The organism is Microbacterium sp. NPDC055502 (genome assembly GCF_053643635.1).
In genome coordinates, this window is record NZ_JBSHKJ010000001.1 from 1,653,877 (window position 1) to 1,677,973 (window position 24,097).

Genomic DNA, 24,097 nt, shown 5'->3' on the forward strand with positions numbered 1-24,097 from the left:
CGGGGCCTGCTCCTATCGTGAAGGCACGGGGGGAAGGAGCATCGATGACGGACCTCGATGTGCAGGGCGAGACGCTGGAGGCGGCCCGAGCGCGACTGACCGCGGCGGGTGCGCCGGTCGTCACCTCGTGCCTGTCCTTCGCCGGTACCGGTTCGCCGACGGTGGAGGCGGCGCTCGGCGAGATCGAGTCGCTCGTGTCGCAGGCCCTCTCGGCCCTCGCGCAGACGGCGGCCAACTCGGCCTCCGACGCGGCTGCGGCGGCGAGCACCTTCACCGCGTCGGACGACACGCTCGCGCAGGCGGCACGATGAGCCTGCCCGGACTGATCGACGACCCCGCCCGCGGCGACGTGGGTGCGGTGACCGGTGCGGCCACCGCGTTCACCACCCGCGCGACCTCCGCCCGCGCACGCAAGGGTGACGCCGACACCGCGCTCGCGGGTCTGACGTCGATGACCGCCTCCGCGTCCGACGCCCTCGGTGCACGCGTCCTGCTCCTCGCGCAGCGGTTCGGGGAGGCCGCGGAGGGCCTCGACGGCATCTCCGCCGCGATCACGACGTACGCCACCGACCTCGAGGCGCTGAAGGGCGAGGCCGCCCGTCGACTCAGGACCGCGCAGAACGCCTACGACCACATCTTCGTCCGCCGCGCCGAGGCGCTCAACGCCGCCAGCGAGTTCGTCACCGGGTGGGCGCTGCCCTGGGACGCGGTGCTGCCGTCGTGGATGTACCTGGACGACCCGGGCTACCTGCACCGCTGGCAGGCGGCGATCGACGCGTACCACGCCGCCCGTTCCTCCTACAACGCGCTGGCCGACGAGCGTGCGACGATCGATCAGCGCGCCGCGACCGCGCTCGCCGCGGTGCCCCTGGTCGTCGCCGTGACCCAGGGCGGGAAGGTCGGCCCGGGCGGCTTCTCGGCCGCCGGGCTCATCTGGGCCGGCGACGTCAACGGCATCACGGCGGAGTCGCTCGCCGGGCTGGGCGACCCCGGCATCATCCGCGAGACGTGGAACGCGATGGACGAGGAGACCCGCACGGCGCTCCTGGCGGCATCCTCCCTCCTGCTCGGCAACCTCAACGGCATCCCGATCCGCGACCGCGTCACCGCGAACCACAAGAACATCCGCGACGAGATCGCGCGACGCGAGGCTGAGATCGCCCGGCTGCAGGCGCTCGTGGACAGCCTCAAGACGGGCGACCGCGCGGACGCGTGGGAGGCGAAGGGCTACCTCGACGAGATCGCGAAGCTGCGCGAGCCGATCGACTACTGGCAGAGCCTGCTCGACCAGGACTACACGTGGTGGGACGAGAGCGAACGCAAGCACACCGACAAGGGCGCCGGTGCGCGCGTCGTCGTGTTCGACCCTGGTGCCGACGCGGTGGGCACCTACCACGGCCCCATCGACCCGACGACCGGCGACATCCCCGCCTGGATCCGCAACGGCGCCGTGTCGGTGCCGGGCACCACGACCACGATGACCAGCTTCGGCGACGGCACCGGCGCGCAGCTGTACCGCTCGGCGGGACCCGACACGGCCGTGTTCCAGTGGGCCGGCGGCACGTTCCCGCAGCTGGAGCTCCCCGGTCCGACCGATGCCTCCTACTCGCGCGACCTCGCCCCGAAGCTCGTGGACTTCGTCGCCGGGATCGACAAGCCGAGCGGTTCGACCCTGACCGTGCTGGGGCACAGCTACGGCGGCGCGACCGTGGGCCTCGCGGAGAAGGCCGGGCTCGTCGCCGACCGCATCCTCTACGTCTCGGCGGCCGGGATGGGGGCGGGAGTGAGCGGCGTCGAGGACTTTCCGCACACCTCGGGCGTGCCGCACTACTCGATGATGGCGCGCGGCGATCTCGTCGTCGGTCTCATCCAGGGCAACGGTGCCGGCCAGATGCACGGGCAGTCGCCGCTCACGGCCGACGGCGTGACGCGCCTGGAGACCGGGTGGATCCAGGACGAGCGCGGCGGACGCGTCGTCGACCTGGAGGACTACAACGTCGAGGGGAACGGCACACCGCGCGGTATCGACAGCCACAGCTCGGTGTACGACCCGCGCTCCGTGGCCTTCGACAACATCATCGCCGTGATCACCGGCGGCGACGCGATGCTGTTCGCACCGGACGACGTCTACAACCCGCGGCCGATCGTGGTGCCGGGTGGCGCCCCGATCGTCCAGGCCCCGGTGCGCACCGACGGCATCGACAAGCCGGACTTCGTGCCGGAGTACGCGAGGATCGAGGGATGACCAGGACCGCACGTGCCATCGCGCTGATGGCCGGCGTCCTCGTAGCCCTGACGCTGGGAGGATGCACCATGACCACCGACGAGAGTCGACTCGACGAATACCGGACAGAGGCCGAGGCGCTGGCCGACGAGATGGTCGGCATGATCCCGGCGGAGCTGGCCCCGACGACCGCTCCCGACGTCGAGTCGCGCGGACGCATGGTGCAGAACCCGGTCTCCGCCGACCCCTCGCCCGACGACCAGGTGTGGTGGCAGGTGGACGTCTACGTCGAGCCGGTGCAGCGCGCCGCAGCCTCCGAGGACGCGGCGAAGGCGATCGCGGCGGGTCTGCTCGACGACGGGTGGGAGCACACCGATGCGCGCGAGACCGGAGAGGGCCGGCGGACCGCGGACGCCTACGCGAAGGACGACTGGTACGTCGAGGTGACCTGGGTGCGCACGGAGGAGGGCAAGTTCGAGACCGTCGAGCTCTCGGTCCTCAGCCCTCGCACGACCCGCGGCGACCACGACGAGATCCGCTCCTGACGCCGATGCCGCCCGCCGGGGTCGGAGCATCCGGCGACGTCGCCTAAAATCGATCCATGCGCGCCGCGGAGATCCAGGACGACCTTGCACAGATCCTCGTCACCGAGGAGGAGATCACCGCGAAGCTGGAAGAGCTCGCCGCGCGCGTCGCGGCCGACTACCAGGGCAAAGACCTCCTGCTGGTGGGCGTGCTCAAGGGGGCGGTCATGGTCATGGCCGACTTCGCGCGGGCTCTGCCGTTCCACGCCCCGATGGACTGGATGGCGGTGTCGAGCTATGGCGCCAGCACCAAGTCCAGCGGCGTGGTGCAGATCCGCAAGGACCTCGACACCGACCTGCACGGCAAGCACGTGCTCATCGTGGAGGACATCATCGACTCCGGCCTCACCCTGAGCTGGCTGCTGGAGAACTTCGAGTCGCGCGGCGCCGAGTCGATCGAGGTGCTGGCGCTGCTGCGCAAGCCCGAGGCCGCGAAGGTCGAGATCGACTGCAAGTACGTCGGCTTCGACATCCCGGTCGAGTTCGTGGTGGGCTACGGCCTCGACTACGCCGAGCGCTACCGCAACCTCCGCGACGTCGCGGTCCTCGCGCCGCACGTCTACAGCTGAGCCTCCGCACACCTCCGCGCACGCCGCGGAACCGTTGCGCCGTGGGTGAACGCACAGCGGCCCCCTAGCGGGGAGGCGATACGCTGATCCGACCATGGATGTGAAGAAGCTCACCCGCAACCCGCTGATCTACGTCGCACTGATCGGCGTGCTGCTCTTCGGCGGATTCCTGCTGATCTCGAACCTGGGTGCGCCGAAGCAGATCACGACGCAGCAGGGCCTCGAGCTCCTCTCGGGCAAGACCGTCACCGAGGTCGTCACGACCGACGGCGACCAGCGCGTCGACATGACCCTGTCGAAGCCGTTCGAGGGTTCCGAGAACGTGCAGTTCTACTACGTCGAGGCGCGGGCGGACGAGGTCGTCTCCGCGATCGACGCCGCCGCCCCGAAGGACGGCTTCAACGACGCGGTACCGCGCGCGACCTGGTTCGACGGCTTCCTCTCGCTCCTCCTCCCGCTCGTGCTCCTCGGCCTGCTGTTCTGGTGGCTGCTGTCGTCGATGCAGGGCGGTGGCGGCAAGGTCATGCAGTTCGGCAAGTCCAAGGCCAAGCTCGTCAACAAGGAGACGCCCACCGTCACGTTCGCCGACGTCGCCGGTGCCGACGAGGCGATCGAGGAGCTCCACGAGATCAAGGAGTTCCTGCAGGACCCGGCGAAGTTCCAGGCGATCGGCGCCCGCATCCCGAAGGGCGTGCTGCTGTACGGCCCTCCCGGAACCGGCAAGACGCTCCTCGCCCGTGCCGTCGCCGGGGAGGCCGGCGCCCCCTTCTACTCGATCTCCGGCTCGGACTTCGTCGAGATGTTCGTCGGCGTCGGCGCCTCGCGCGTGCGCGACCTGTTCAGCCAGGCGAAGGAGAACGCCCCCGCGATCATCTTCATCGACGAGATCGACGCCGTCGGCCGCCACCGCGGCGCCGGCATGGGCGGCGGCAACGACGAGCGCGAGCAGACGCTGAACCAGATGCTCGTCGAGATGGACGGCTTCGACCCGAACGCGAACGTCATCGTGATCGCGGCCACCAACCGCCCCGACATCCTCGACCCCGCGCTGCTGCGCCCCGGTCGCTTCGACCGCCAGATCGGCGTGGACGCGCCCGACCTCAAGGGCAGGCAGAAGATCCTCGAGGTGCACAGCAAGGGCAAGCCGCTGTCGAAGAGCGTCGACCTCGAGGTCGTCGCCCGCAAGACCCCGGGGTTCACCGGCGCCGATCTCGCGAACGTGCTCAACGAGGCCGCTCTGCTCACCGCGCGGTCGAACGCGCAGCTGATCGACAACCGCGCCCTCGACGAGGCCATCGACCGCGTGATCGCCGGCCCGCAGCGCCGCACCCGCGTGATGAAGGACAAGGAGAAGCTCATCACGGCGTACCACGAGGGTGGTCACGCGCTCGCCGCCGCCGCGATGAACTACACCGACCCGGTGACCAAGATCACGATCCTCCCGCGCGGAAAGGCCCTCGGCTACACGATGGTGCTGCCGATCGACGACAAGTACTCCGTCACCCGCAACGAGCTGCAGGATCAGCTGACCTACGCGATGGGCGGCCGCGTCGCGGAGGAGATCGTCTTCCACGACCCGACCACCGGGGCATCGAACGACATCGAGAAGGCGACCTCGATCGCCCGCAAGATGGTCATCGAGTACGGCATGACCACGCAGGTCGGCCCGGTCAAGCTCGGCACCGAGGGCGGCGACATGTTCGTGGCCATGGACATGGGCCGCGGTCGCGAGTACTCCGAGAAGGTGGCGGAGCGGGTCGACGCCGAGGTGCGCGCCCTCATCGAGCAGGCGCACAACGAGGCGTACGCGGTGATCAGCGAGAACCGCGACATCCTCGACCGTCTCGCGCTGGCGCTGCTCGAGGAGGAGACCCTCGACCACAACCGCATCGCCGAGATCTTCACCGAGGTCAAGAAGCTGCCCGAGCGCCCGCTGTGGCTGTCGAGCGAAGACCGTCCGGTGTCGGAGCGCCCGCCGATCGAGGTCCCGAAGAAGGACGTGTCGCTCGCGGCCTCCGTCGAGGCGCCGTCCGCTGCGCCGCGTGCGCAGCAGGGATCGGCAGGAGCAGGCAACCCCCGCCCCGCGACGGCGTGACGTGACGGTCGACAGGGAGCGCGTCGAGCGGCTCACCCGCGAGCTGCTGGAGGCGATCGGCGAGGACCCGGACCGACCGGGCATCAAGCAGACCCCGGCGCGAATGGCGGAGCTCTACGCGGAGTTCTTCTCCGGCGTGGGGGAGGACCCCGGAGCGCCCCTCGCGCACACGATCAGCGTGACGCGCGGTCCTGCCCCCGACACCCTGCCGTCCGGTGCGGTGCTGCTGCGCGACATCCGGTTCCGCTCGGTGTGCGAGCACCACCTGCTGCCGTTCGCCGGGCACGCGCACATCGCCTACCTTCCGGGCGAGCAGGTCGTCGGCCTCGGGGCGCTGGTGCGCGTGGTCGAGATCCTCGCGGCGCGGCCGCAGGTGCAGGAGCGGCTCGGTGAGCAGATCGCCGACACGATCGCCGAGCACCTCGACACGCGGGGCGTGCTGGTGGTGCTCGATGCGAGCCACGGCTGCGTCACGATGCGCGGCGGACGGCAGACCGAGGCGTCGACCCTCACGATCGCCGCGCGCGGGGAGTACACCGACGCCGTCGCCAGGGCCGAGCTCGTGACCCTGATCGGCATGTCCGTCCCGTCCGCCGGCGCGCGCTGATGACCGGCATCTGGGGCATCGTCAATGTCACGCCCGACTCGTTCAGCGACGGCGGCCGCTACTTCGACGTGGAGCGCGCGGTGGAGCACGGTCTGCGGTTGCGGGCAGACGGCGCGACCGTGCTCGACGTCGGCGGGGAGTCGACCAGGCCGGGCGCGGAGCGTGTCGGTGCAGACGAGGAGCAGCGTCGCGTGCTCCCCGTGATCGAGCAGCTCGCGGCGGCCGGTGCGCCGGTGAGCGTGGACACGCTGAACGCCGCCACGGCCGCGGCGGCCGTGCGCGCGGGCGCCCGGATCGTGAACGACGTGTCGGGCGGCCTCGCCGATCCGGACATGCGTGCGGCCGTCGCGGAGTCGGGTGCCGACTACGCGATCGGCCACTGGCGCGGCTTCTCGGACGACATGTACGCGAGGGCGGAGTACCGCAGGGTGGCGCGCGACGTCGCGGGCGAGCTGCAGGAGCGGCTGGGGGAGGCCGCCGCCGCCGGCATCGCCCCGTCGCGAGTGATCCTCGACCCCGGGATCGGCTTCGCGAAGGCCGGGGCACAGAACTGGGACGTGCTGCGCGGCCTCGACGAGATCGTCGCGCTCGGCCCGCGCGTGCTCATCGGCACCTCGCGCAAGCGGTTCCTCGCCGAGGTGCTGCAGGGTGCACGGCCCGAAGACGGCGAGGTGACGCAGGCGCGGCGCGATCTGGCGACCGCCGTCACGAGCGCCCTCGCCGCGCAGGCCGGGGTCTGGGCCGTCCGGGTGCACGACGTCGCCGCGACGCGCGACGCGCTCGCGGTCGCGAAAGCCTGGCGCGGCTGAGGCGGCGTCGGAGCCGCGCCGTACGCTAGAGGCATGGACTTCCTCGACGAGATCGTGCTGACAGGGCTGACGGTGTTCGGCCGCCACGGGGTCTACGCGCACGAGCGCGAGGAGGGGCAGGAGTTCACGATCGACCTGCGTCTGCGGCTCTCGCTGGAGCAGGCCGCCGGATCGGACGACGTGGCCGACACGGTGCACTACGGCGAACTGGCGGAACGCGTGGCCGCGGTGGTCGCCGGCGAGCCGGTCAACCTCATCGAGACCCTGGCGGAGCGCATCGCCGCGGTCGCCCTCGACGACCGTCGCGTGCAGGGCGTCACCGTCACGGTGCACAAGCCGCACGCGCCCATCCCGCTGGAGTTCGCCGATGTGGCCGTCACGGTGCACCGCACCCGGGCGCCGGAGACCCTGGAGGACATCACGGTATGAGCCGCAATCTCACGCGCCCGCCCGACGTTCCCGCCCCGCGCCCGGGTCGCCCGGAGACGGTCGCGGTCGTGGCGCTCGGGGCGAACCTGGGCGACCGGCAGAAGACGATCCGCGCGGCCGTCGAGCGCATCCGTCGGCTGCCGCTGGTGAGCGACGTGCGCGTCTCGCGGCTGTTCGAGACGGTGGCGGTGCGCCTCGACGGTCCCGACCCCGACGCCCCGGGCTACGTCAACGCAGTCGCGCTCGTCACCACGCGGCTGGCGCCGGAGATCCTGCTGGGCATGCTGCACGCGATCGAGGACGAGAACGGGCGCGTGCGAGAGGAACGGTGGGGCGACCGCACGCTCGACCTCGACCTCATCGCGTACGGCGATGTCGAATCGGACGACCCGCGGCTGGAGCTGCCGCATCCGCGCGCGGCCGAGCGCCTGTTCGTGCTGGAGCCGTGGCTCGACGTCGACCCCGGCGCCGCACTGGTCGGACACGGACGCGTCGACGACCTCGTGGCGGGGCTGCGGGCGCGGGGCGACGCATGAAGCGCACGTCCGTCGGGCTGCTCGCCGTGCTCGCCCTCCTCGGGGGCGCCGTGGGGTTCGCGCTCGACCAGATGCTGACCGCGGGAGGGCGGGCCACGTTCACGCCGTCGCTGCTGCTGCCCGTGCTGCTCGTGCTCATCGCGATCGCGGCGCTCGGAGTCGCCTGGCCGGTGCGCCGCAGCGTCCGCTCCGGAACGCGTATCGACCCGTTCCGCGCGCTTCGTGCCGCGACACTGGCGCGGGCGTCGAGCCTGCTCGGCGCGATCATGGCCGGCTTCGGCGCAGGACTGCTGCTCTTCCTTCTGACGAGGCCGATCGATCCGCCGGTAGGGTCGACAGTGGCGATGGCCGCGCTGATCGCGAGTGCAGTCGTGCTCGTCGTGGCCGCCCTCATCGCTGAACAGTTCTGTACCCTCCCGAAGGATCCTGATGACTCAGAACCCAGAGACCGCGCCCCTGAACCCGGCGGAGGGCACTGACCTCGACGCGCTGGACCGCGGCACGTACACGCAGTTGCGCACGGCGCGCAACGAGGCGCGCCTCGAGCTCGACGGCACGTGGCACCAGATCTCGCCGCGGTACGTCGTGTCGCAGATCGTGCAGAACGTCATCTTCCTGGTGATCGTCGCCGTCGCCGCGGTGGTGCTGAACGTCGTGCTCGAGCAGGACTGGGTCTGGATCCCCGCGGGCGCGATCATCCTGATCACCCTGATCACGCTCGTGATCCTCCCGCGGCAGGCGCGCGCGATCGGCTACATGCTGCGCGCGGACGACATCGTGTTCCGCAAGGGGATCCTGTGGCAGCGCATGATCGCCGTGCCGTACGGGCGCATGCAGCTGGTCGACATCACGCAGGGCCCGCTCGACCGGGCGTTCGGCGTGTCCCAGCTGAAGATGGTGACGGCGGCGGCGACGACGGGCGTGCAGATCCCCGGACTCACCCAGGCGGCGGCCGAGGCCCTGCGCGACACGCTCATCCAGGTGGCCGAGACCCGCCGGACCGGCCTGTGAGCGAGGCGCAGCTCCCCGGCTCCGCGGTCGGTCAGGCCGCGGCGCCGTCGACGAACCTCGCCGACGGCGAGTGGCACCGCATGCATCCGCTCACGCCGCTGTTCAAGGGCGGCCTGGCGCTGATCATCGTGGCCGGCATCGTGATCGCCAACATGCGCGATCGTGTGATCGCATGGCTCGTCGGCATGTTCACGCCGGAGGAAGCGCACTACGGCGACTACACCGGCGGCGATCCGGTGGACTGGGTGCTCTCGAACAACCTGGCGCTCGTGGCGCTGCTCGGCGTGCTGGTGCTCGTCGTCGTGCTCGTGGCGATCTTCTGGTTCGTGTGGCGCTTCCAGCAGTTCCGCATCACGGGCGACCACGTGGAGGTGCGCAAGGGCATCATCTTCCGGTCGCACCGGCGTGCGCCGCTCGACCGGGTGCAGGGCGTGAACCTGACGCGCCCCTTCCCCGCGCGGATCATCGGCCTCGCGAAGCTGGAGGTGGTCGGGGCGGGCAATGACGCCAACGTCGAGCTCGAATACCTGGCCACGCCGCGGGCGGAGGGCGTGCGCGCGGAGATCCTGCGTCTGGCGTCGGGTGCACGGGCCGCCCGGCACGCCGCCATGAACCCGGGTGCGGAGGTGCCGGGGGAGCGGGTGTCGGCACGGTCGCAGCTCGTCGGCTCGATGAACCAGGGGGTCACCGGCCTCATCGCGGGCGTCGATCTGGAAGACGTGGTGCCGGAGAGCGTCGTGAAGATCCCCACGGGGCGTCTGATCGGCTCGCAGGTGATCTCGGGTCTGCTGTGGCTCGTGTTCTTCGGTGCGATCTTCGCGATCGCGATCGGCAGCACGATCATCGGGGTCCTCGTCGACGGTGATCCGGACGGCGGCATCGTGCTGCTCGGGATCGGGCTCGGCATGGGCGTGCCGATGGTGGTGGCCGTCGTCGGTATCACCTGGGCGCAGATCTCCAAGTCGCTGCGCTACTCGATCGCGCCGACGCCGGACGGCGTGCGCATCACCTACGGGCTGCTCACCACCGTCACCGAGACGCTTCCGCCCGGCCGCATCTTCGCGGTCGAGGTGTCGCAGTCGCTGCTGTGGCGTCCATTCGGCTGGTGGACCATCAAGATCAACCGGATGAGCGGCAAGAGCGCGGCGCAGCAGTCCTCCGGCAGCGGCCAGCAGTTCAACGTGGTGCTGCCGGTGGGCAAGCGCGCCGATGTCGAGCGGGTGCTCGCGCTGGTGCTTCCCGACCTTCCGCCCGCGAGCATCCCGCTGTTGTGGGAGCAGGGCGTCGTGGGTCCCGCCGCGGACGACCCCTACCGCACGATGCCGCAGCGCGCGTGGTGGCGGCGGCCCTTCTCCTGGAGACGCCACGGCTACGCGGTGACCGCGGACGGGCTGCTGCTGCGGCGGGGCATCGTCTGGCGCAAGCTCGCGGTGTTCCCGCTGGCCCGACTGCAGGGCGTGTCGCTGAACCAGGGGCCGATCGATCGGGCGCAGCGGGTGTCCGGCGCGCAGGTGCACACCGTCCCCGGCCCGATCACCGGGATCCTCGCGGGGCTGGAGCGCGCGGACGCCCTCGCTCTGCTGGACGACGTCAGCCGCGCGGCCGCTGAGGCGGCGTCGCGCGACCGCACGCACCGGTGGAGCGAGCACGCGGTCGCACCGGAGCCCCCGGCGTTCACCGGTCCGCCGCCACCTCCGGGTGCACGGCCCGCGCCCTTCGCCCCACCCGTGGGGTCGCCCGCGGTGCCGCCGGTGGGGTCGCCCGCGGTGCAGCCTCCCGCGGTGCCTCCGGTGCCGCCCGCCGCGGTGCCGCCCGTCGCGGTGCCTCCGGTGCAGCCGCCCGCCGTGCAGCCTCCCGCGGCGCCCGCGGTGCAGCCTACGGTGTCGCCGCCTCCGGTGCAGCCTCCCGCGGTGCCTCCGGTGGGGTCGCCCGCCGCGGTGCCTCCGGTGCAGCCGCCCGCGGTGCCTCCGGTGCAGCCGCCCGCCGTGCAGCCGTCCGCGGCGCCTACGGTGCCGCCGCCTGCGGTGCAGCCGCCGCCGGTGCCGCCGGTGCAGCCTCCCGCGGTGCAGCCGCCGCCGACGCCCCCCGTGCAGCCGCCCGTGGTTCCGCCGACCCGTCGGTCGTCGAGGCCGGCTCCGACCGAGGAATGAGCGCCATGCGGGACGGCCGGCTGGGCGTCGGCATCGTCGGTGCAGGTCGCGTCGGGCCCGTGCTGGGCGCTGCGCTCGCCGGTGCAGGTCACGCCGTCGTCGGTATGACCAGTGGATCCGACGACGAACGAGCCTCGGCCGTGCTCCCCGGTGTGCCCGTGCTCGAGACGCAGGAGGTCGTCCGCCGGGCCGAGCTCGTGATCCTCGCCGTGCCCTCCGAGCAGCTCCCGGCGCTTGTCGCCGGCATCGCCGAAGTGGGCGGGTGGCAGGTGGGTCAGCTGGTGCTGCACACCGATGCGGCGCACGGCATCGAGGTGCTCCGTCCTGCCGCTGAGCGCGGAGCGATCCCGCTGGCGGTGCACCCGGCGATCACGTTCACCGGGACATCGATCGATCTCCGTCAGTTGCAGGCCGGCTATGCCGCGGTGACCGCTCCCGCGGCCGTCCTTCCCATCGCGCAGGCGCTGGCCGTGGAGATGGGCTGCGAACCGGTGGTGATCGCGGACGCGGACCGGCCCGCGTACGCGGATGCGATCGCGACCGTGACCGAGTTCTCGCGGTCGATCATCGGGCAGTCCACGTCCCGGCTGCGGGAGATCGGCGTCGACAATCCCGGGGGGTACCTGTCTGCGCTCGTGCAGTCCACGGTGGAGCGGGCGCTGCGCGAATCGTCCGAGCCGCCACCCCTGATCTGACGGCGCTCACCGTCCGCCCGAGAAGCCGCCGCCGCCCCCGCCGCCCGAGAAGCCGCCGCCGAACGATCCGCCGCTCGACGAGGACCCGGTCGTCGGCGCCGTGTACGTCGCCGCCGACTGCGACGACGACATGAACGCCGCGAGCTGCACGCGCAGCGCGAGCGAGGTGGGATCGCCGATCCAGGCCGCGCCGCGCTGCTCTCGGGTGTAGGCGCGTTCGAGGACCTCGCCCCACTCGTCCTCCATCCCGAACAGCATCGCGTACGGCAGCAGTCGCTCATACACGTGGATCACCTCGGCACCATCGACCTCACGGCGTTCCGCACCGGTGTACGACTGCAGCATGCGCAGGCGGTCCTCCTCGGCCACGCGGATGAACTCGCGCACGCCCTGGAGGTACTCGAGCGTCCGGGCACCCTCCGGGGTGAGCACGGTGTGCTTCGAGAACGAGTAGAAGGCGGCGATGCCGACCAGTACCACGGCGAACGCCGCGGCGACGAGCGCCGGGATCGCGGCCAGCCGCCCGCTCGCCACGGCCCAGATGCCCACCCCGAGGCCCGCCAGCGCGATCGCGATGGCACACCACTGCACGACGACGGCGCCGCGACTCCGGGCCCGCTCCGTGAGGCCCCGCGTGGCGGCGGCCGTGGCCCCGGCGGTGGTGAGCGCCGACATGCGGGCGGCGAAGCTCTCGCTCGCGGTCGGCAGGTCGACCACGCCTTCCGCGTCGGCGCCGTGGAACAGGGCGTCGAGGGCGGCCGCGTCGAGCTCGTCCGGTGCGGAACCAGCAGGAAGACGGCGAAGTCGGGGTTGCTCGGGGCTGTCCCCCTCCTCGATGCGCAGCGCTCCGCGGACCGCGAGGTGCACGATCTCCGCGGGGATGACGTCCTGCGCCTTCGGGATGACCGCGGCGGCGACGAGCGGCGGCAGCGTCTCGGGCACGTCGTACTGGGCGACGACGATCCCCGTCGCGCGGCGGCGACGTCGGGTGAAACCTGCAACGGCGAGCCACCCCGCGACCGCGACGCCGACCGCGCCGATCGCCGCTATCAGCGGCCCGACGTCCGCGACCGGGTCGGGCGTGCGGGCCGGCGGCTGCTGGACGGTGCCCGCCTCGAACCCGATCGCGACCGTCACGCCGTCCCCGGCCGCAAGGTCCGCCGCCGACGTGCGGAACGTGGCGCCGTCGCCCGTGGGGTCTGGACCGTCGAGCGTGCACGCGGTCGTGGATCCCGCCGGCCCCTGGTAGCAGCGGGTCGAACCGGTGAGCCTCGCGGCCAGCGCAGCGTCCACGTGGACTTCGGCGTCGAACCGCTCGATCGGCTGCGTGCTGTCCAGCGGAAGGAGGTTCCAGTAGAACTCGTCGACCGCGGGCGTCGCGGAGTCTCTCGGCGACGTGGCCAAGACGACATCGCTCATCTCGTACTCGATCACATACGTCGTCAGGCCGCGCGCGTACTGGTCGTCGCCGGTGAGCACCAGCAGCAGTCCGTCCTCGTCGTCGGTCTCGAACGGGACGTCGCGCCCTTCGCCGTCGGTGACGGACAGCACGCGGGTGTCGATGCGGGCGTTCTCGTACGAGGTCGCGAGGCCCCGGACGATCCCGCGGTTCTGGTCGAACTCAGGGAACCGTGCCACGAGGGTCTCGGTCACGTGGAGGCGAGCGCGACCGTCGACGAGACTCAGGTCGTAGGTGGCGTCCCACGACGCGTACGAGAAGTCGTCCACGTCGGCGGCGACCGTACGCGCCGCGGTGCCCGCGGTGCCCGTGGCGGCCGCGGCTGCCGGCGCGACCGCAGCGCGGTCCGACCGGGCGGAGGTGAGTGCCGGAGCGGCGGAGGCCGAGGCGACGGGGAGGACGATGGCGCCGGCGGCGAGGACGAGGGCGGCGGAAGCGCGGGCGATCCTGGAGAGGGCCATGCACCGAGGCTACCCAGCGACGGCCGCGGGCCCGCATCGCGCCTCGGTAAACTGGGGGAGACTTTCAAGGAGCCCCGCACATGACTGACGCGTCCGCCGCGCCCGAATCGGCCACGACCGACTCTTCCCCCGAGGACGACGTCCACGAGCAGAAGGCGGTGCGACTCGCCAAGCGCGAGCGCCTGATCGCCCGACGCTCGGATGCGGGGGGCGGCGCGTTCCCCGTGGGCGTGCCGGTGACCCACTCGATCCCCGCCCTGCGTGCGGAGTACGGCGAGCTGGAGGCGGGCGCGGAGACCGGTGTCGTGGTCGGGGTGGCTGGCCGCGTGGTCTTCAGCCGCAACACCGGCAAGCTCTGTTTCGCGACGCTGCAGGCCGGCGACGGCAGCCGCATCCAGGCGATGGTCTCGCTCGCGAACGTGGGCGAGGAGTCGCTGGCCGACTGGAAGGAATACGTCGACCTCGGCGACCACGTGTTCGTGCACGGCGAGGTCATCTCGAGCCGCCGCGGAGAGCTGTCGATCATGGCGGACGACTGGGCGATCGCGTCGAAGGCCATCCTGCCGCTGCCGAACGCCTATGCGGAGCTCAGCGAGGAGGGCCGCGTGCGCAGCCGCTACCTCGACCTGATCGTGCGCGAGCAGGCCCGCACGACCGTCCGGGCGCGCGCCGCCGTGAACGCCAGCCTGCGGGCGACGTTCGCGAGCCACGACTACCTCGAGGTCGAGACCCCGATGCTGCAGGTGCAGCACGGTGGGGCATCGGCGCGTCCGTTCGTCACGCACTCGAATGCGTTCGACACCGAGCTCTACCTGCGCATCGCTCCGGAGCTGTACCTCAAGCGGGCCGTGGTCGGCGGGATCGAGCGCGTGTTCGAGATCAACCGCAACTTCCGCAACGAGGGCGCCGACTCGACGCACAGCCCCGAGTTCGCGATGCTCGAGGCCTACCAGGCCTACGGGGACTACAACCAGATGGCCGCCCTCACGCAGGAGCTCGTGCAGCAGGCGGCGATCGCGGTCTCCGGCTCGACGACCGTGACCTGGGCGGACGGCACCGAGTACGACCTCGGCGGCGAGTGGGACCGCATCTCCATGTACGAGTCGCTGTCGGCGGCGTCGGGCCGCACGGTGACGCCGCAGGACGCGGTGGAGGACCTGATCTCGTTCGCGCAGGCCCACGGTGTGGACGTGCCACCGCAGGCCACGCACGGCAAGCTGGTGGAGGAGCTCTGGGAGCACTTCGTGAAGGGCGACCTGGTGCGCCCGACCTTCGTGATGGACTTCCCCGTCGACACCTCGCCCCTCGTGCGCGAGCACCGCTCGATCGCGGGCGTCGTGGAGAAGTGGGACCTCTACATCCGCGGGTTCGAGCTCGCGACGGGGTACTCGGAGCTGGTCGACCCTGTCATCCAGCGGGAGCGGTTCGAGGAGCAGGCGAAGCTCGCGGCCCGTGGCGATGTCGAGGCGATGCCGATCGATCAGGAGTTCCTGCGGGCACTCGAGCACGGCATGCCGCCGTCCGGCGGCATGGGGATGGGGATCGACCGTCTGCTGATGGCCATCACCGGCCTGGGCATCCGCGAGACCATCCTCTTCCCCCTCGTGAAGTGACCGGCACCCGTTCATCGGCGGGTCCGTCCGCGGAAGGCCCAGTCGGGTAGCGCCTCCTCGGCGATCAGCCTCTCGAGGAGCATGGCGAGGCTGTACTCCCGATCGATGTCGCGCGCGAGCTCGACGTAGCGACCGGCGTGCGTGGCGCGGCCGAGTGCCCACGACAGCCACGCCGCTGCGGTGAGGGGCGCGGGTCGTGCCGTGCGTGGTGCCCTCGCTGCGGCATGACGCACCACCTCCAACGCGCTGCGGAGCCGATTCGGATCGGGTGTGGGTCCGCGGCCGACGAACACCCGCCCGAGCTCGTCGGGAATTGGGCTGCCCGAGGCGGTGAAGGCGAGCTGCGCCTGGAGCGCACGGATACCGCCCTCTCGATCGCTCGCCCACTGCGCAAGGGCGGCGTCGCGGAGCGCGGGGCGCTGAAGGCACCAGAGCAGCGCCGCCCAGGCGAAGGGCGGGATCGTGTCCGGGCCTTTCAGCACCGCTTCGAAGAGCCCGGGGAGGTCGTCCAGCAGCGCGAGCGCGGCGAGCGCCTGCGGATCCTCCCGACCGGACACGCGGCCCTTCCCGTCCAGCGCGCCGCGGAGCCCGGTCAGCGCGCGCTCGACGCGCTGGCGCTCGGGCGCCCCCACGCGCGGAACCCGGGCTCCCGCGAGCTGGTCGCCGGACACGTCGCCGATCGAGGGGTGTGCGGGCGTGGGGCCGATCTCGGCGAGCGGCTTCAGCGTCGGCTTCCGGTCGAGGTAGCTGCTCCACCCGCCCGGCGTCACGCAGAGAGCATCCATCACTCGCATGCCCGCACCGCGCAGGCCGGCGAGAAGATGATCCACCACCACGGCGCCGGGCAGCACCAGGCCGTCCGCCGTCGTGACGCTCTCCTCGTCCGTGTACACGACGACGGCGGCGCCGTCCGTGCCGCGGACGCGCTGCAGGAGCCGCACGGCCGAGGCGGCGTAGCGGCCGGGGGGCATCGCGTCGTCGGGCGGGTCGAGCCGCATCGCCCCGTCGGTGCGGGAGCCGCGGAACGGCAGGAGCACGATGCTCCGGCGCGGAGTGAACCCGGCGAGGGTGGGCACGATGCCCAGGAACTGGGCGGAGTCGGAGGCGTTGAGCACGGTGGTCATCCCGAGAGCATCGCCCGGTCGGCATCGCGTGGCGGGCCGCGAACCCGCAGTCGGGGGAGCATTCGTGGGAACCGGGCTCTGTGGAGGAGACCCTCGCGTACCATGGAGTCATGGACAACTTCTGGCTCGCCGCGGCATGGTCGCTCCTGCCGACCATCGGAGTCAGCATCGTGTTCGTCGTCGTCCTCCGCGGCATCCTGCGCTTCGACCGCACCGAGCGGAAGGTGCACGCCCAGATCGAGGCCGAGGAACGCGCCGCGCGCGGACTCCCGCCGCGCACCTGAGTCCGACCCATCCGCTACTGTGAAGCGAGCGTGCCTGGTCTGGCGCGCACCGGGGTCATGACCCCTGATGCGGGCGAGGGGGTGCGATGACAGCCTGGACCTGGGGCTGGTGGTTCGCGGTCTTCCTCCTGCTCCTCGACATCACGATCCGCGTCACCGCCATCATCGTGATCCCGCGCAACCGGCGTCCCACGGCAGCGATGGCGTGGCTGCTGGCGGTGTTCTTCATCCCCTTCGTCGGCGTGTTCCTCTTCCTCCTCATCGGCAACCCGCGACTGCCGCGGGCCCGCCGCCGCAAGCAGGACCAGATCAACGAGTACATCGCCGAGACCAGCGAGCACCTGCACTTCGGCACGCTGCGTCCGAACGCCCCCGCGTGGTTCGGACCGATCGTGCAGATGAACCAGCGCCTCGGAGCCCTCCCGCTCTCCGGTGACAACGGCGCGCACCTGATCTCCGACTACCAGGAGTCGCTCGACGAGATGGCGGAGGCGATCCGCACCGCCCAGGACTACGTGCACGTCGAGTTCTACATCCTGCAGTCCGACGAATCGACCGACAACTTCTTCCGCGCGCTCGAAGAGGTCGCGGCACGCGGGGTCGCGGTGCGCGTCCTGCTCGACCACTGGGCCAACCGGGGCAAGCCGCGCTACCGCCAGACCGTCGCACGACTCAACGCGATGGGGGCCGACTGGCACCTGATGCTGCCCGTGCAGCCGCTCAAGGGGAAGATGCAGCGCCCCGACCTGCGCAACCACCGCAAGCTGCTCGTCGTCGACGGGAACATCGCGTTCCTCGGGTCGCAGAACATCACCGACTCGACCTACAACCTGCGCAAGAACATCCGCCGCGGACTGCACTGGGTCGACCTCATGGTGCGCCTCGACGGGCCGGTCGTGCTGAGCGTGAACGCCATCTTCCTGAGCGACTGGTACAGCGAGACCGATGTGGTCCTCCAGGAGATCGACATCGCGCACGCCAACATCGGCTCCGGCGATCTGGACTGCCAGGTCGTGCCGTCCGGTCCGGGGTTCGAGGTGGAGAACAACCTCCGGCTCTTCCTCGCGCTGCTGTACGCGGCGAAGAAGCAGATCATGATCATCAGCCCGTACTTCGTCCCGGACGAGGCGCTGCTGCTGGCCGTCACCGCAGCGGTCGATCGCGGCGTCCAGGTCGAGCTGTTCGTCTCGGAGGAGGGCGACCAGGCGATGGTCTACCACGCCCAGCGCAGCTACTACGAGGTGCTGTTGCGGGCGGGGGTGCGCATCTGGATGTACCGCAAGCCCTACATCCTGCACACCAAGAGCCTCACGATCGACGACGAGGTGGCGGTGATCGGCTCGAGCAACATGGACATGCGCTCGTTCGGCCTCAACCTCGAGGTGTCGATGCTCGTCCGTGGCGAGGAGTTCGTCAGGGAGATGCGCGAGGTGGAGGACAAGTACCGGTCGCTCAGCCGCGAGCTCACGCTCGAGGAGTGGATGCAGCAGCCGCTGCGGTCCACCGTGCTCGACAACCTGGCGCGGCTCACCTCGGCGCTGCAGTGACCGGCCCCGCGCGCCGAGCCCCGTAGGCAGGGGAGGATGCCGCGAGTACCCTGAGGGCATGACTCCTCGCCGGCTCCTCCTCGTCGCGTCCTCCGCGCTCGCCGCGGCCCTGCTCCTCGCCGGGTGCACGGTGGGTCCGGGCAACACCGCCCCGAACTCGACATCGGAGCCGTCGAGCGGTCCGGGCAACGCGGGCGGCGGTGACGATTCGGGCGACCTGGAGGGCGCACTGCTCGACGACGGGCGCATGTTCGCGGTCGTCAGCTGGGGCTCCTCCACGTGCCTGCCCCAGGTCGACCAGGTCTCCGCGGAGGGCCAGACGGTGTCGGTCACGCTGGTCGAACCCGAGGGTGACGGCGCGACGGAGAAAGCGTGCACGGCGGATCTCGCTCCCCGCGCGAGCGTCGGCGCGCTGCCGGAGGGCGTGGATCCGACCAAGGACATCACCCTCCAGGTGACCTACGGGGACGTTTCCGATGACATCGACCTCGACGGCGACCCGGACGCGACCGGCGCCCCCGGCGACCCGACGTCGTACGAGCCGTCCGCGGGATGGTTCGACGACGGCGGGCTGGTGCTGCTGACGTGGGGCTCGTCCGGATGCCCGCCCGTCGTGGAATCGGCCGAGGGCTCGGGCTCCGCGGGCACGGTCACCTTCGTCACCGACGACACCCAGGTGTGCACGATGGACATGGCGCCGCGTGCGACCGTGATCGAGTTCCCCGAGGACGACGTGGACGACGACGCGCCGTTCACCCTCACGCTCGTGGGCGGCGGACTCGACGGCACGGTGCAGGTGCGCTGACCCCGGCGCCGCCCCGTCAGAGGATGTGTACGGGGTGGCCGGCGGGCAGCGCCAGCAGCAGAGCGCCCGGGTCGGCGCGGCACACCACCCGCACGGCCTCGCCGAATTCGTCGCCGTCGAGCTCGACGGGCGTATGCTCGCAGACATGCGCGAAAGTGAAGTGTTACCGACTGGCATCACTGCCCGGTGGAGGTGGGAAGTTTTTGCCCGCGTGGTGGTCGCGGCTTTGTTCGCCGCAGTCGGGGCTCTGTTACTTCTGGTCGGCGACTTCTGGGTCTGGCCGATTGCTCTCGTGATCCTCGGCGCATCCAGCCGAACTGCGGCACAAGCCTCTGATCGGCGAAGTCGCGGTAGGCGTCAGAGGGCATGGGACGCAAGGAGTTTCTCGTTCGCGGCGATTCTCATCCCAGCGATGCTGGGGATCGTGATTCCATTGCGGTCTTTGGGGGTCCCTCTGCGACCTTGGGTCACGTGGTACGTGCCCGCGGCGACTTTCGTGCTCATGATTGTCACCACCTGCTTGCTCGTACTCCTTCAGTTGCCCTCGCAGGGCGAGGGGACGCCGGCTCACCGTCGCCCCCTCTGATCAATGAGCGTTACGCGAGGCAGGTCATGATTCCTCCCATTCCGGTGAAGCCGAGCGCGGAAATCCAGATGAGCGATCCGTCTGCGCTAAGTACGCCGAAGACGCCGCTGACGATGGACATCAGACACCCGATCGGGTCCGGCTTTGGGTGATCAATCACGGTTCCTGTCACCGACAACTTGTAGTTCGCCACCATCACTCCGTTGATGTACTTGTGTAGGAAGCTGCCGTGGCAGTCCGTGGTTGGCTCTCCGACGCGCAGCGACCAACTGCTTCCGTCCGAGCCGATGCAGATGTACTCGTACTGACCCGTGCTCATCGTTGCGGAGCCGATGGGGCTGGCCGCGCGTACTTCGGTCTGTGCGCTTGTGGCCGCGCTCGCTGCTTGCGGAGCCACAGCCGCTGCGATGGCGATGCACGCGGCGGCACACAGGGTTACGGCACTTCTCTTCATGATGTTCTTCCCTTCTCGATCGCGGTGAGCGCCGCGATGTCCGGGAAGCTATGAACTGACCAATCGGTTAGGGAACTGAAGTATTACGCGCCACCTCCTGACCGGCTGTCCAGTGCGTAGGGTCACTCACAGTGGCCACGAGGAGGTGGAGCGATGAGCGCAAAACGGAACGGCGCGCGCACAACGGCTTTGAGGGCGCTCAATGCCCGCTCGGTGATGAGCCCGGACTTGAACGCGGCACCCGAGATCATCGAGGCAGCCGTGCGTGTGTTCGACGAGTTCGGTTATGAGGGCACGAGTTTCCGTCGCATTGCGGAGGTTGCGGGAACCTCGAAGTCCCTCGTCACCTACTTCTTCCCAACCAAACAGGCCTTGGTTGGGACCATCGTCGATCTCGCCTTCCCCGGCGGCGTCTTCATGGGAACCAAACGCACGGATGATGACCCGCTCGATGCGATCGTCGCCGTAGCGGAGCAAGTGACCGACAGCCTCCTGCACGACCCGCTGGCGCGAGTGTCGCTCATGCTGATGGATCGGAGGACCGACGGCTCGCCGCCCGCAAGTCCCAAGTTCAGCGGGTGGCTCGCGCGCTTGACCGACTACCTCGAAGAAGCGCAACGGAAAGAGCTGATCGCTCCGGATGCCGATCCGCCAAGAGAGGCGAAGTACCTCCTATCTGGCATCATCGGACTTGCCGAGTTGGCAAGGGACAGCGGCGCCTACCTGCGGCTTGTCGAAGACGCTGTGCTGCTCACTCGCGACCGGCTCGCTCACATCGTCGTCGGCCCGCGGGCGCGTGAGCTTCGCGCGTAGGGTGCGCTGACCGCGCCGCTACCCGTCAGAGGATGTGCACGGGGTGGCCGGCGGGCAGCGCCAGCAGCAGAGCGCCCGGGTCGGCGCGGCACACCACCCGCACGGCCTCGCCGAACTCGTCGCCGTCGAGCTCGACGGGCGTGGGAGCGGGCGCCGCCGCCTCGGCCGCCGCGCCGCGGAAGTAGTGCACCGAGGCGTCCGTGCCGCGGCGCTCCAGCACGAGGCGTCCCGCGCGGAATCGGCGCAGCACCGAGTTGTCCCACCAGATCTTGCGCCACACACCCAGCCAGCCGAGCACACCGGTCGGCTGGATCACGGCGACGTCGAGTGCGGCATCGGTGATCGACGCGTCGGGGATCAGCGAGATGCCGGCGGGCAGCGTGCCGCAGTTCGCGAACAGGATGCTGTGGACCTTGGTGGAGTGCAGGCGCCCCTCACCGATCTGGTAGACGGCGCGGAACGGCTGGGCCCGGGGGAGCGATCGCGCAGCACCGTCGACGTACGCGATCCACCCGACTGATCGCTTCAGGTCGGAGCGCGTGTTCGCGATCATGTCGGCGTCCAGGCCGATGCCGGCGAGCACCACGAAGGCATGCTCGACCTCCTCGCCGTCCGCGCGGGTGAGCCGTGCCCAGCCGATGTCGATCGGGTGGCGGAAGTCGCCCAGAGCGGCACGGATCATCTCGGCGGGGTCGGTCAGCGGCAGTCCCAGGTTGCGCGCGAGGAGGTTGCCGGTGCCGCTCGGCAGGATCGCGAGCGGCACCCCGGTGCCGGCGATGGCCTCCGCGACCGCGCGCACCGTGCCATCGCCGCCCGCCACCAGCACCACGTCCACACCACGGGCGAGCGCCTCGGCCGTGGCTCCCTGCCCGGCGTCGTCGACCGTCGTCGGGTAGAACGCCGGGTGCTGCCAGCCCGCCTCGCGGCACAGGTCTCGAACCTGCGCCCGCAGCCGCTTCCCGTCCACTTTCACCGGGTTGTACACGAGTGCCGCCTGCGAGGTGACAGGGGGGCTCGTGCGCATGGCGCTACTCTAGACCGGCAGCCGAGGGGCTCCGCCGCACCTCGTAGACTTGCGGAATGATCGACCTCGCACTCCTCCGCGAAAACCCGGAGATCGTCCGCCGTTCGCAGGCTGCCCGTGGCAACGACCAGAGCACCGTCGACGTCGCACTCGAGGCCGATCGATCGCGCAGGGCCGCGCTCGCCACGTTCGAAGAGCTGCGTGCCGAGCAGAACGCCTTCGGCAAGCAGGTCGCCAAGGCCCCTAAGGAGGAGAAGGCGGCGCTCGTCGCCCAGGCGAAGGACCTCGCCGACCGCGTGAAGCAGGCGCAGCACGCCGCGAACGAAGCCTCGGAGCACGCGGCCGCGGCCCTCGCGCGCATCGAGAACGTCGTGATCGACGGTGTACCGGCGGGGGGCGAGGAGGACTTCGTCGAGCTGCGGCGGGTGGGCGACGTCCCGGCGTTCGACTTCGAGCCCCGAGACCACCTCGAGCTCGGGGAGCTGCTCGGCGCGATCGACATGGAGCGCGGCGCGAAGGTCTCCGGCGCGCGCTTCTACTTCCTGCGCGGGATCGGCGCGCGGCTCGAGATCGCCCTCATGAACCTCGCGCTCGACACGGCGCTGCAGAACGGCTTCGTGCCGATGATCACGCCCACGCTCGTGCGGCCGGAGATCATGCAGGGCACCGGCTTCCTCGGCGAGCACGCGGACGAGGTGTACCACCTCGACAAGGACGACGACCTGTACCTGGTCGGCACGAGCGAAGTCGCGCTCGCCGGCTACCACAAGGACGAGATCGTCGACCTGTCCGACGGCGCCCTCCGCTACGCGGGCTGGTCCACGTGCTACCGCCGCGAGGCGGGATCGCACGGCAAGGACACCCGCGGCATCATCCGCGTGCACCAGTTCAACAAGCTCGAGATGTTCGTCTACACCTCGGCCGAGGACGCGGAGGCCGAGCACCTGCGGCTGGTCGCGCTGCAGGAGCAGATGCTCACCGCGCTCGGCCTCGCGTATCGCGTGATCGATGTCGCCGCGGGCGACCTCGGTTCGAGCGCCGCGCGCAAGTACGACATCGAGGCGTGGGTGCCCACCCAGGGTGCGTTCCGCGAGCTCACCTCGACCTCGAACTGCACGACCTACCAGGCCCGGCGCCTCGACGTGCGGTACCGGCCGCCGGTGGAGGAGGGGGCGTCCGCGCCGAAGACGCAGCACGTGGCCACGCTCAACGGCACGCTCGCGACCACCCGGTGGATCGTCGCCCTGCTCGAGACGCACCAGCAGGCGGACGGCTCCGTGCGGGTGCCCGAGGTGCTGCGCCCCTACCTCGGCGGACTCGAGGTGATCCGCCCGCTCGCCGACGCGCAGGCCGCCCGGTGAGCGCGCCCTGGCTGGTCGGCCTCGACGTCGACGGCACGATCCTGCTCCAGGACGAGACCATGAGCCCCGGTGTGCCGGAGGCGATCGCCCGCGTGCGCGACGCCGGACACCTGGTCACGATCGCGACGGGGCGCAGTTGGATGGGGACGCAGCGCTACGTGGAGGAGCTGGGTCTCACGGCGGATCTCGTCGTCTGCTCGAACGGCGCAGTGACGATGCGGCGCGTGGGCGACCGGTGGGAGCGCTGGCACGTCGAGACCTTCGACCCGACTCCCGCGCTGGCTCTGCTCCGTGACCGCCTCCCGGACGCGCGGTACATGGTCGAGCTCGGCTCCGGACAGCGGCTCTTCACCGAGCAGCTCGACGACTGGACGCTCGACGGCGGACGGCAGGTCGACTTCGACCGGCTCGGCGATCTCCCGGTGTCGCGCATCGTGGTCGTCTCGCCGGATCACGACGAGGACGACTTCCACCGGCTCGTGGCCGACGCGGGGCTCAACGAGGTGTCGTACGCGATCGGCTGGACCGCCTGGCTCGACATCGCTCCGCAGGGCGTCGACAAGGGAACGGCGCTGGAGCGGGTGCGCGACGAGCTCGGACTGCAGCGCGACCGCGTGCTGGTCGCGGGGGATGGTCGCAACGACATCGGGATGTTCGGCTGGGCCCTCGCGGGCGGGGGCCGTGCGGTGGCGATGGGGCAGGCGCCGGACGAGGTGAAGGACGCCGCGGGAGAGGTCACGACCGACGTCGAAACGGGGGGCCTCGCGACCGCGCTCGACACGCTTCCAGCGCCCGCCCAGGTCGACGCACGAGAATAGAGTTCGGCTAGACTCACGCCTGGTCGGCAGACGTATCTG

The 24,097-nt window shown here is 70.8% G+C and carries 24 protein-coding genes; 20 read left to right on the forward strand and 4 right to left on the reverse strand.

What is annotated here, in order from left to right:
- Positions 1 to 44: 44 nt before the first annotated feature.
- From ACWH95_RS08075 to ACWH95_RS08135, 13 genes are all read left to right on the forward strand, one after another.
- A complete protein-coding gene (locus tag ACWH95_RS08075; RefSeq protein WP_136028531.1) occupies positions 45 to 311 on the forward strand; it encodes a hypothetical protein in 267 nt (88 codons plus the stop codon).
- Positions 308 to 2,245: an alpha/beta hydrolase gene (locus tag ACWH95_RS08080; RefSeq protein ID WP_454120497.1), complete on the forward strand. Its 1,938-nt coding sequence runs from the start codon at positions 308 to 310 to the stop codon at positions 2,243 to 2,245. Before ACWH95_RS08075 ends, ACWH95_RS08080 begins: the two co-directional genes overlap by 4 nt.
- On the forward strand, positions 2,242 to 2,769 hold the full coding sequence (locus ACWH95_RS08085) for a hypothetical protein (protein ID WP_378803347.1): 528 nt from the start codon (positions 2,242 to 2,244) through the stop codon (positions 2,767 to 2,769). Before ACWH95_RS08080 ends, ACWH95_RS08085 begins: the two co-directional genes overlap by 4 nt.
- A gap of 56 nt (positions 2,770 to 2,825) precedes the next feature.
- The gene (hpt, locus tag ACWH95_RS08090; RefSeq protein ID WP_136037241.1) at positions 2,826 to 3,377 is read left to right on the forward strand and encodes a hypoxanthine phosphoribosyltransferase; all 552 of its coding nucleotides are present in this window, start codon (positions 2,826 to 2,828) and stop codon (positions 3,375 to 3,377) included.
- 94 nt (positions 3,378 to 3,471) lie between these two features.
- Complete coding sequence (gene ftsH, locus ACWH95_RS08095) at positions 3,472 to 5,472, forward strand: ATP-dependent zinc metalloprotease FtsH (RefSeq protein WP_454120498.1); 2,001 nt, start codon at positions 3,472 to 3,474, stop codon at positions 5,470 to 5,472.
- Between the two features lies 1 nt (position 5,473).
- The gene (folE, locus tag ACWH95_RS08100; protein ID WP_168387203.1) at positions 5,474 to 6,079 is read left to right on the forward strand and encodes a GTP cyclohydrolase I; all 606 of its coding nucleotides are present in this window, start codon (positions 5,474 to 5,476) and stop codon (positions 6,077 to 6,079) included.
- A complete protein-coding gene (gene folP / locus ACWH95_RS08105) occupies positions 6,079 to 6,888 on the forward strand; it encodes a dihydropteroate synthase (protein WP_206251821.1) in 810 nt (269 codons plus the stop codon). Before folE ends, folP begins: the two co-directional genes overlap by 1 nt.
- A 33-nt stretch (positions 6,889 to 6,921) precedes the next feature.
- Positions 6,922 to 7,317 (forward strand): dihydroneopterin aldolase, encoded by a 396-nt coding sequence (gene folB / locus ACWH95_RS08110; protein WP_136028524.1) that lies wholly within the window; start codon positions 6,922 to 6,924, stop codon positions 7,315 to 7,317.
- On the forward strand, positions 7,314 to 7,853 hold the full coding sequence (gene folK, locus ACWH95_RS08115; RefSeq protein ID WP_206251820.1) for a 2-amino-4-hydroxy-6-hydroxymethyldihydropteridine diphosphokinase: 540 nt from the start codon (positions 7,314 to 7,316) through the stop codon (positions 7,851 to 7,853). The genes folB and folK overlap by 4 nt, the downstream gene beginning before the upstream one ends.
- Positions 7,850 to 8,332: a DUF3180 family protein gene (locus ACWH95_RS08120; protein ID WP_136037237.1), complete on the forward strand. Its 483-nt coding sequence runs from the start codon at positions 7,850 to 7,852 to the stop codon at positions 8,330 to 8,332. The genes folK and ACWH95_RS08120 overlap by 4 nt, the downstream gene beginning before the upstream one ends.
- A complete protein-coding gene (locus tag ACWH95_RS08125; RefSeq protein WP_136028521.1) occupies positions 8,283 to 8,864 on the forward strand; it encodes a PH domain-containing protein in 582 nt (193 codons plus the stop codon). The genes ACWH95_RS08120 and ACWH95_RS08125 overlap by 50 nt, the downstream gene beginning before the upstream one ends.
- A complete protein-coding gene (locus tag ACWH95_RS08130) occupies positions 8,861 to 11,014 on the forward strand; it encodes a PH domain-containing protein (protein WP_378803349.1) in 2,154 nt (717 codons plus the stop codon). The genes ACWH95_RS08125 and ACWH95_RS08130 overlap by 4 nt, the downstream gene beginning before the upstream one ends.
- The gene (locus tag ACWH95_RS08135; protein WP_206251817.1) at positions 11,011 to 11,709 is read left to right on the forward strand and encodes a DUF2520 domain-containing protein; all 699 of its coding nucleotides are present in this window, start codon (positions 11,011 to 11,013) and stop codon (positions 11,707 to 11,709) included. Before ACWH95_RS08130 ends, ACWH95_RS08135 begins: the two co-directional genes overlap by 4 nt.
- Before the next feature lie 6 nt (positions 11,710 to 11,715).
- Here the strand turns inward: ACWH95_RS08135 and ACWH95_RS08140 are convergent, their stop codons facing one another.
- Entirely contained in the window at positions 11,716 to 13,629 is a 1,914-nt protein-coding gene (locus tag ACWH95_RS08140) for a DUF2207 domain-containing protein (protein ID WP_247638323.1), read from the reverse strand.
- Between the two features lie 80 nt (positions 13,630 to 13,709).
- Here ACWH95_RS08140 and lysS point away from each other — a divergent pair, with 80 nt between their 5' ends.
- Positions 13,710 to 15,242 carry a lysine--tRNA ligase gene (gene lysS / locus ACWH95_RS08145; protein ID WP_136029575.1) on the forward strand — a complete coding sequence of 511 codons (1,533 nt, stop codon included), beginning with the start codon at positions 13,710 to 13,712 and terminating at the stop codon, positions 15,240 to 15,242.
- An 11-nt stretch (positions 15,243 to 15,253) separates the two neighbouring features.
- Here the strand turns inward: lysS and ACWH95_RS08150 are convergent, their stop codons facing one another.
- A complete protein-coding gene (locus tag ACWH95_RS08150) occupies positions 15,254 to 16,366 on the reverse strand; it encodes a DUF4192 family protein (RefSeq protein WP_247638324.1) in 1,113 nt (370 codons plus the stop codon).
- 110 nt (positions 16,367 to 16,476) lie between these two features.
- On the opposite strand from ACWH95_RS08150, the gene ACWH95_RS08155 reads away from it, so the two are divergent.
- From ACWH95_RS08155 to ACWH95_RS08165, 3 genes are all read left to right on the forward strand, one after another.
- Positions 16,477 to 16,650 (forward strand): hypothetical protein, encoded by a 174-nt coding sequence (locus ACWH95_RS08155; RefSeq protein ID WP_168387235.1) that lies wholly within the window; start codon positions 16,477 to 16,479, stop codon positions 16,648 to 16,650.
- 86 nt (positions 16,651 to 16,736) lie between these two features.
- Positions 16,737 to 18,197: a cardiolipin synthase gene (gene cls / locus ACWH95_RS08160; RefSeq protein ID WP_136029579.1), complete on the forward strand. Its 1,461-nt coding sequence runs from the start codon at positions 16,737 to 16,739 to the stop codon at positions 18,195 to 18,197.
- Positions 18,198 to 18,255: 58 nt separating this feature from the next.
- Entirely contained in the window at positions 18,256 to 19,002 is a 747-nt protein-coding gene (locus ACWH95_RS08165) for a hypothetical protein (protein ID WP_454120499.1), read from the forward strand.
- A 596-nt stretch (positions 19,003 to 19,598) separates the two neighbouring features.
- Here ACWH95_RS08165 and ACWH95_RS08170 read toward each other — a convergent pair.
- Entirely contained in the window at positions 19,599 to 20,042 is a 444-nt protein-coding gene (locus ACWH95_RS08170; RefSeq protein WP_136036069.1) for a hypothetical protein, read from the reverse strand.
- A 153-nt stretch (positions 20,043 to 20,195) separates the two neighbouring features.
- Here ACWH95_RS08170 and ACWH95_RS08175 point away from each other — a divergent pair, with 153 nt between their 5' ends.
- Positions 20,196 to 20,855: a TetR/AcrR family transcriptional regulator gene (locus ACWH95_RS08175; protein ID WP_136036068.1), complete on the forward strand. Its 660-nt coding sequence runs from the start codon at positions 20,196 to 20,198 to the stop codon at positions 20,853 to 20,855.
- Between the two features lie 25 nt (positions 20,856 to 20,880).
- On the opposite strand, the gene ACWH95_RS08180 is transcribed toward ACWH95_RS08175, so the two are convergent.
- The gene (locus tag ACWH95_RS08180) at positions 20,881 to 21,879 is read right to left on the reverse strand and encodes a diacylglycerol/lipid kinase family protein (RefSeq protein WP_241115050.1); all 999 of its coding nucleotides are present in this window, start codon (positions 21,877 to 21,879) and stop codon (positions 20,881 to 20,883) included.
- A 56-nt stretch (positions 21,880 to 21,935) separates the two neighbouring features.
- Here ACWH95_RS08180 and serS point away from each other — a divergent pair, with 56 nt between their 5' ends.
- Together serS and ACWH95_RS08190 are read left to right on the forward strand one after the other, a co-directional pair.
- Complete coding sequence (serS, locus tag ACWH95_RS08185; protein ID WP_454120500.1) at positions 21,936 to 23,240, forward strand: serine--tRNA ligase; 1,305 nt, start codon at positions 21,936 to 21,938, stop codon at positions 23,238 to 23,240.
- Complete coding sequence (locus tag ACWH95_RS08190) at positions 23,237 to 24,058, forward strand: HAD family hydrolase (RefSeq protein ID WP_136036384.1); 822 nt, start codon at positions 23,237 to 23,239, stop codon at positions 24,056 to 24,058. The genes serS and ACWH95_RS08190 overlap by 4 nt, the downstream gene beginning before the upstream one ends.
- The last annotated feature ends 39 nt before the right edge of the window (positions 24,059 to 24,097 follow it).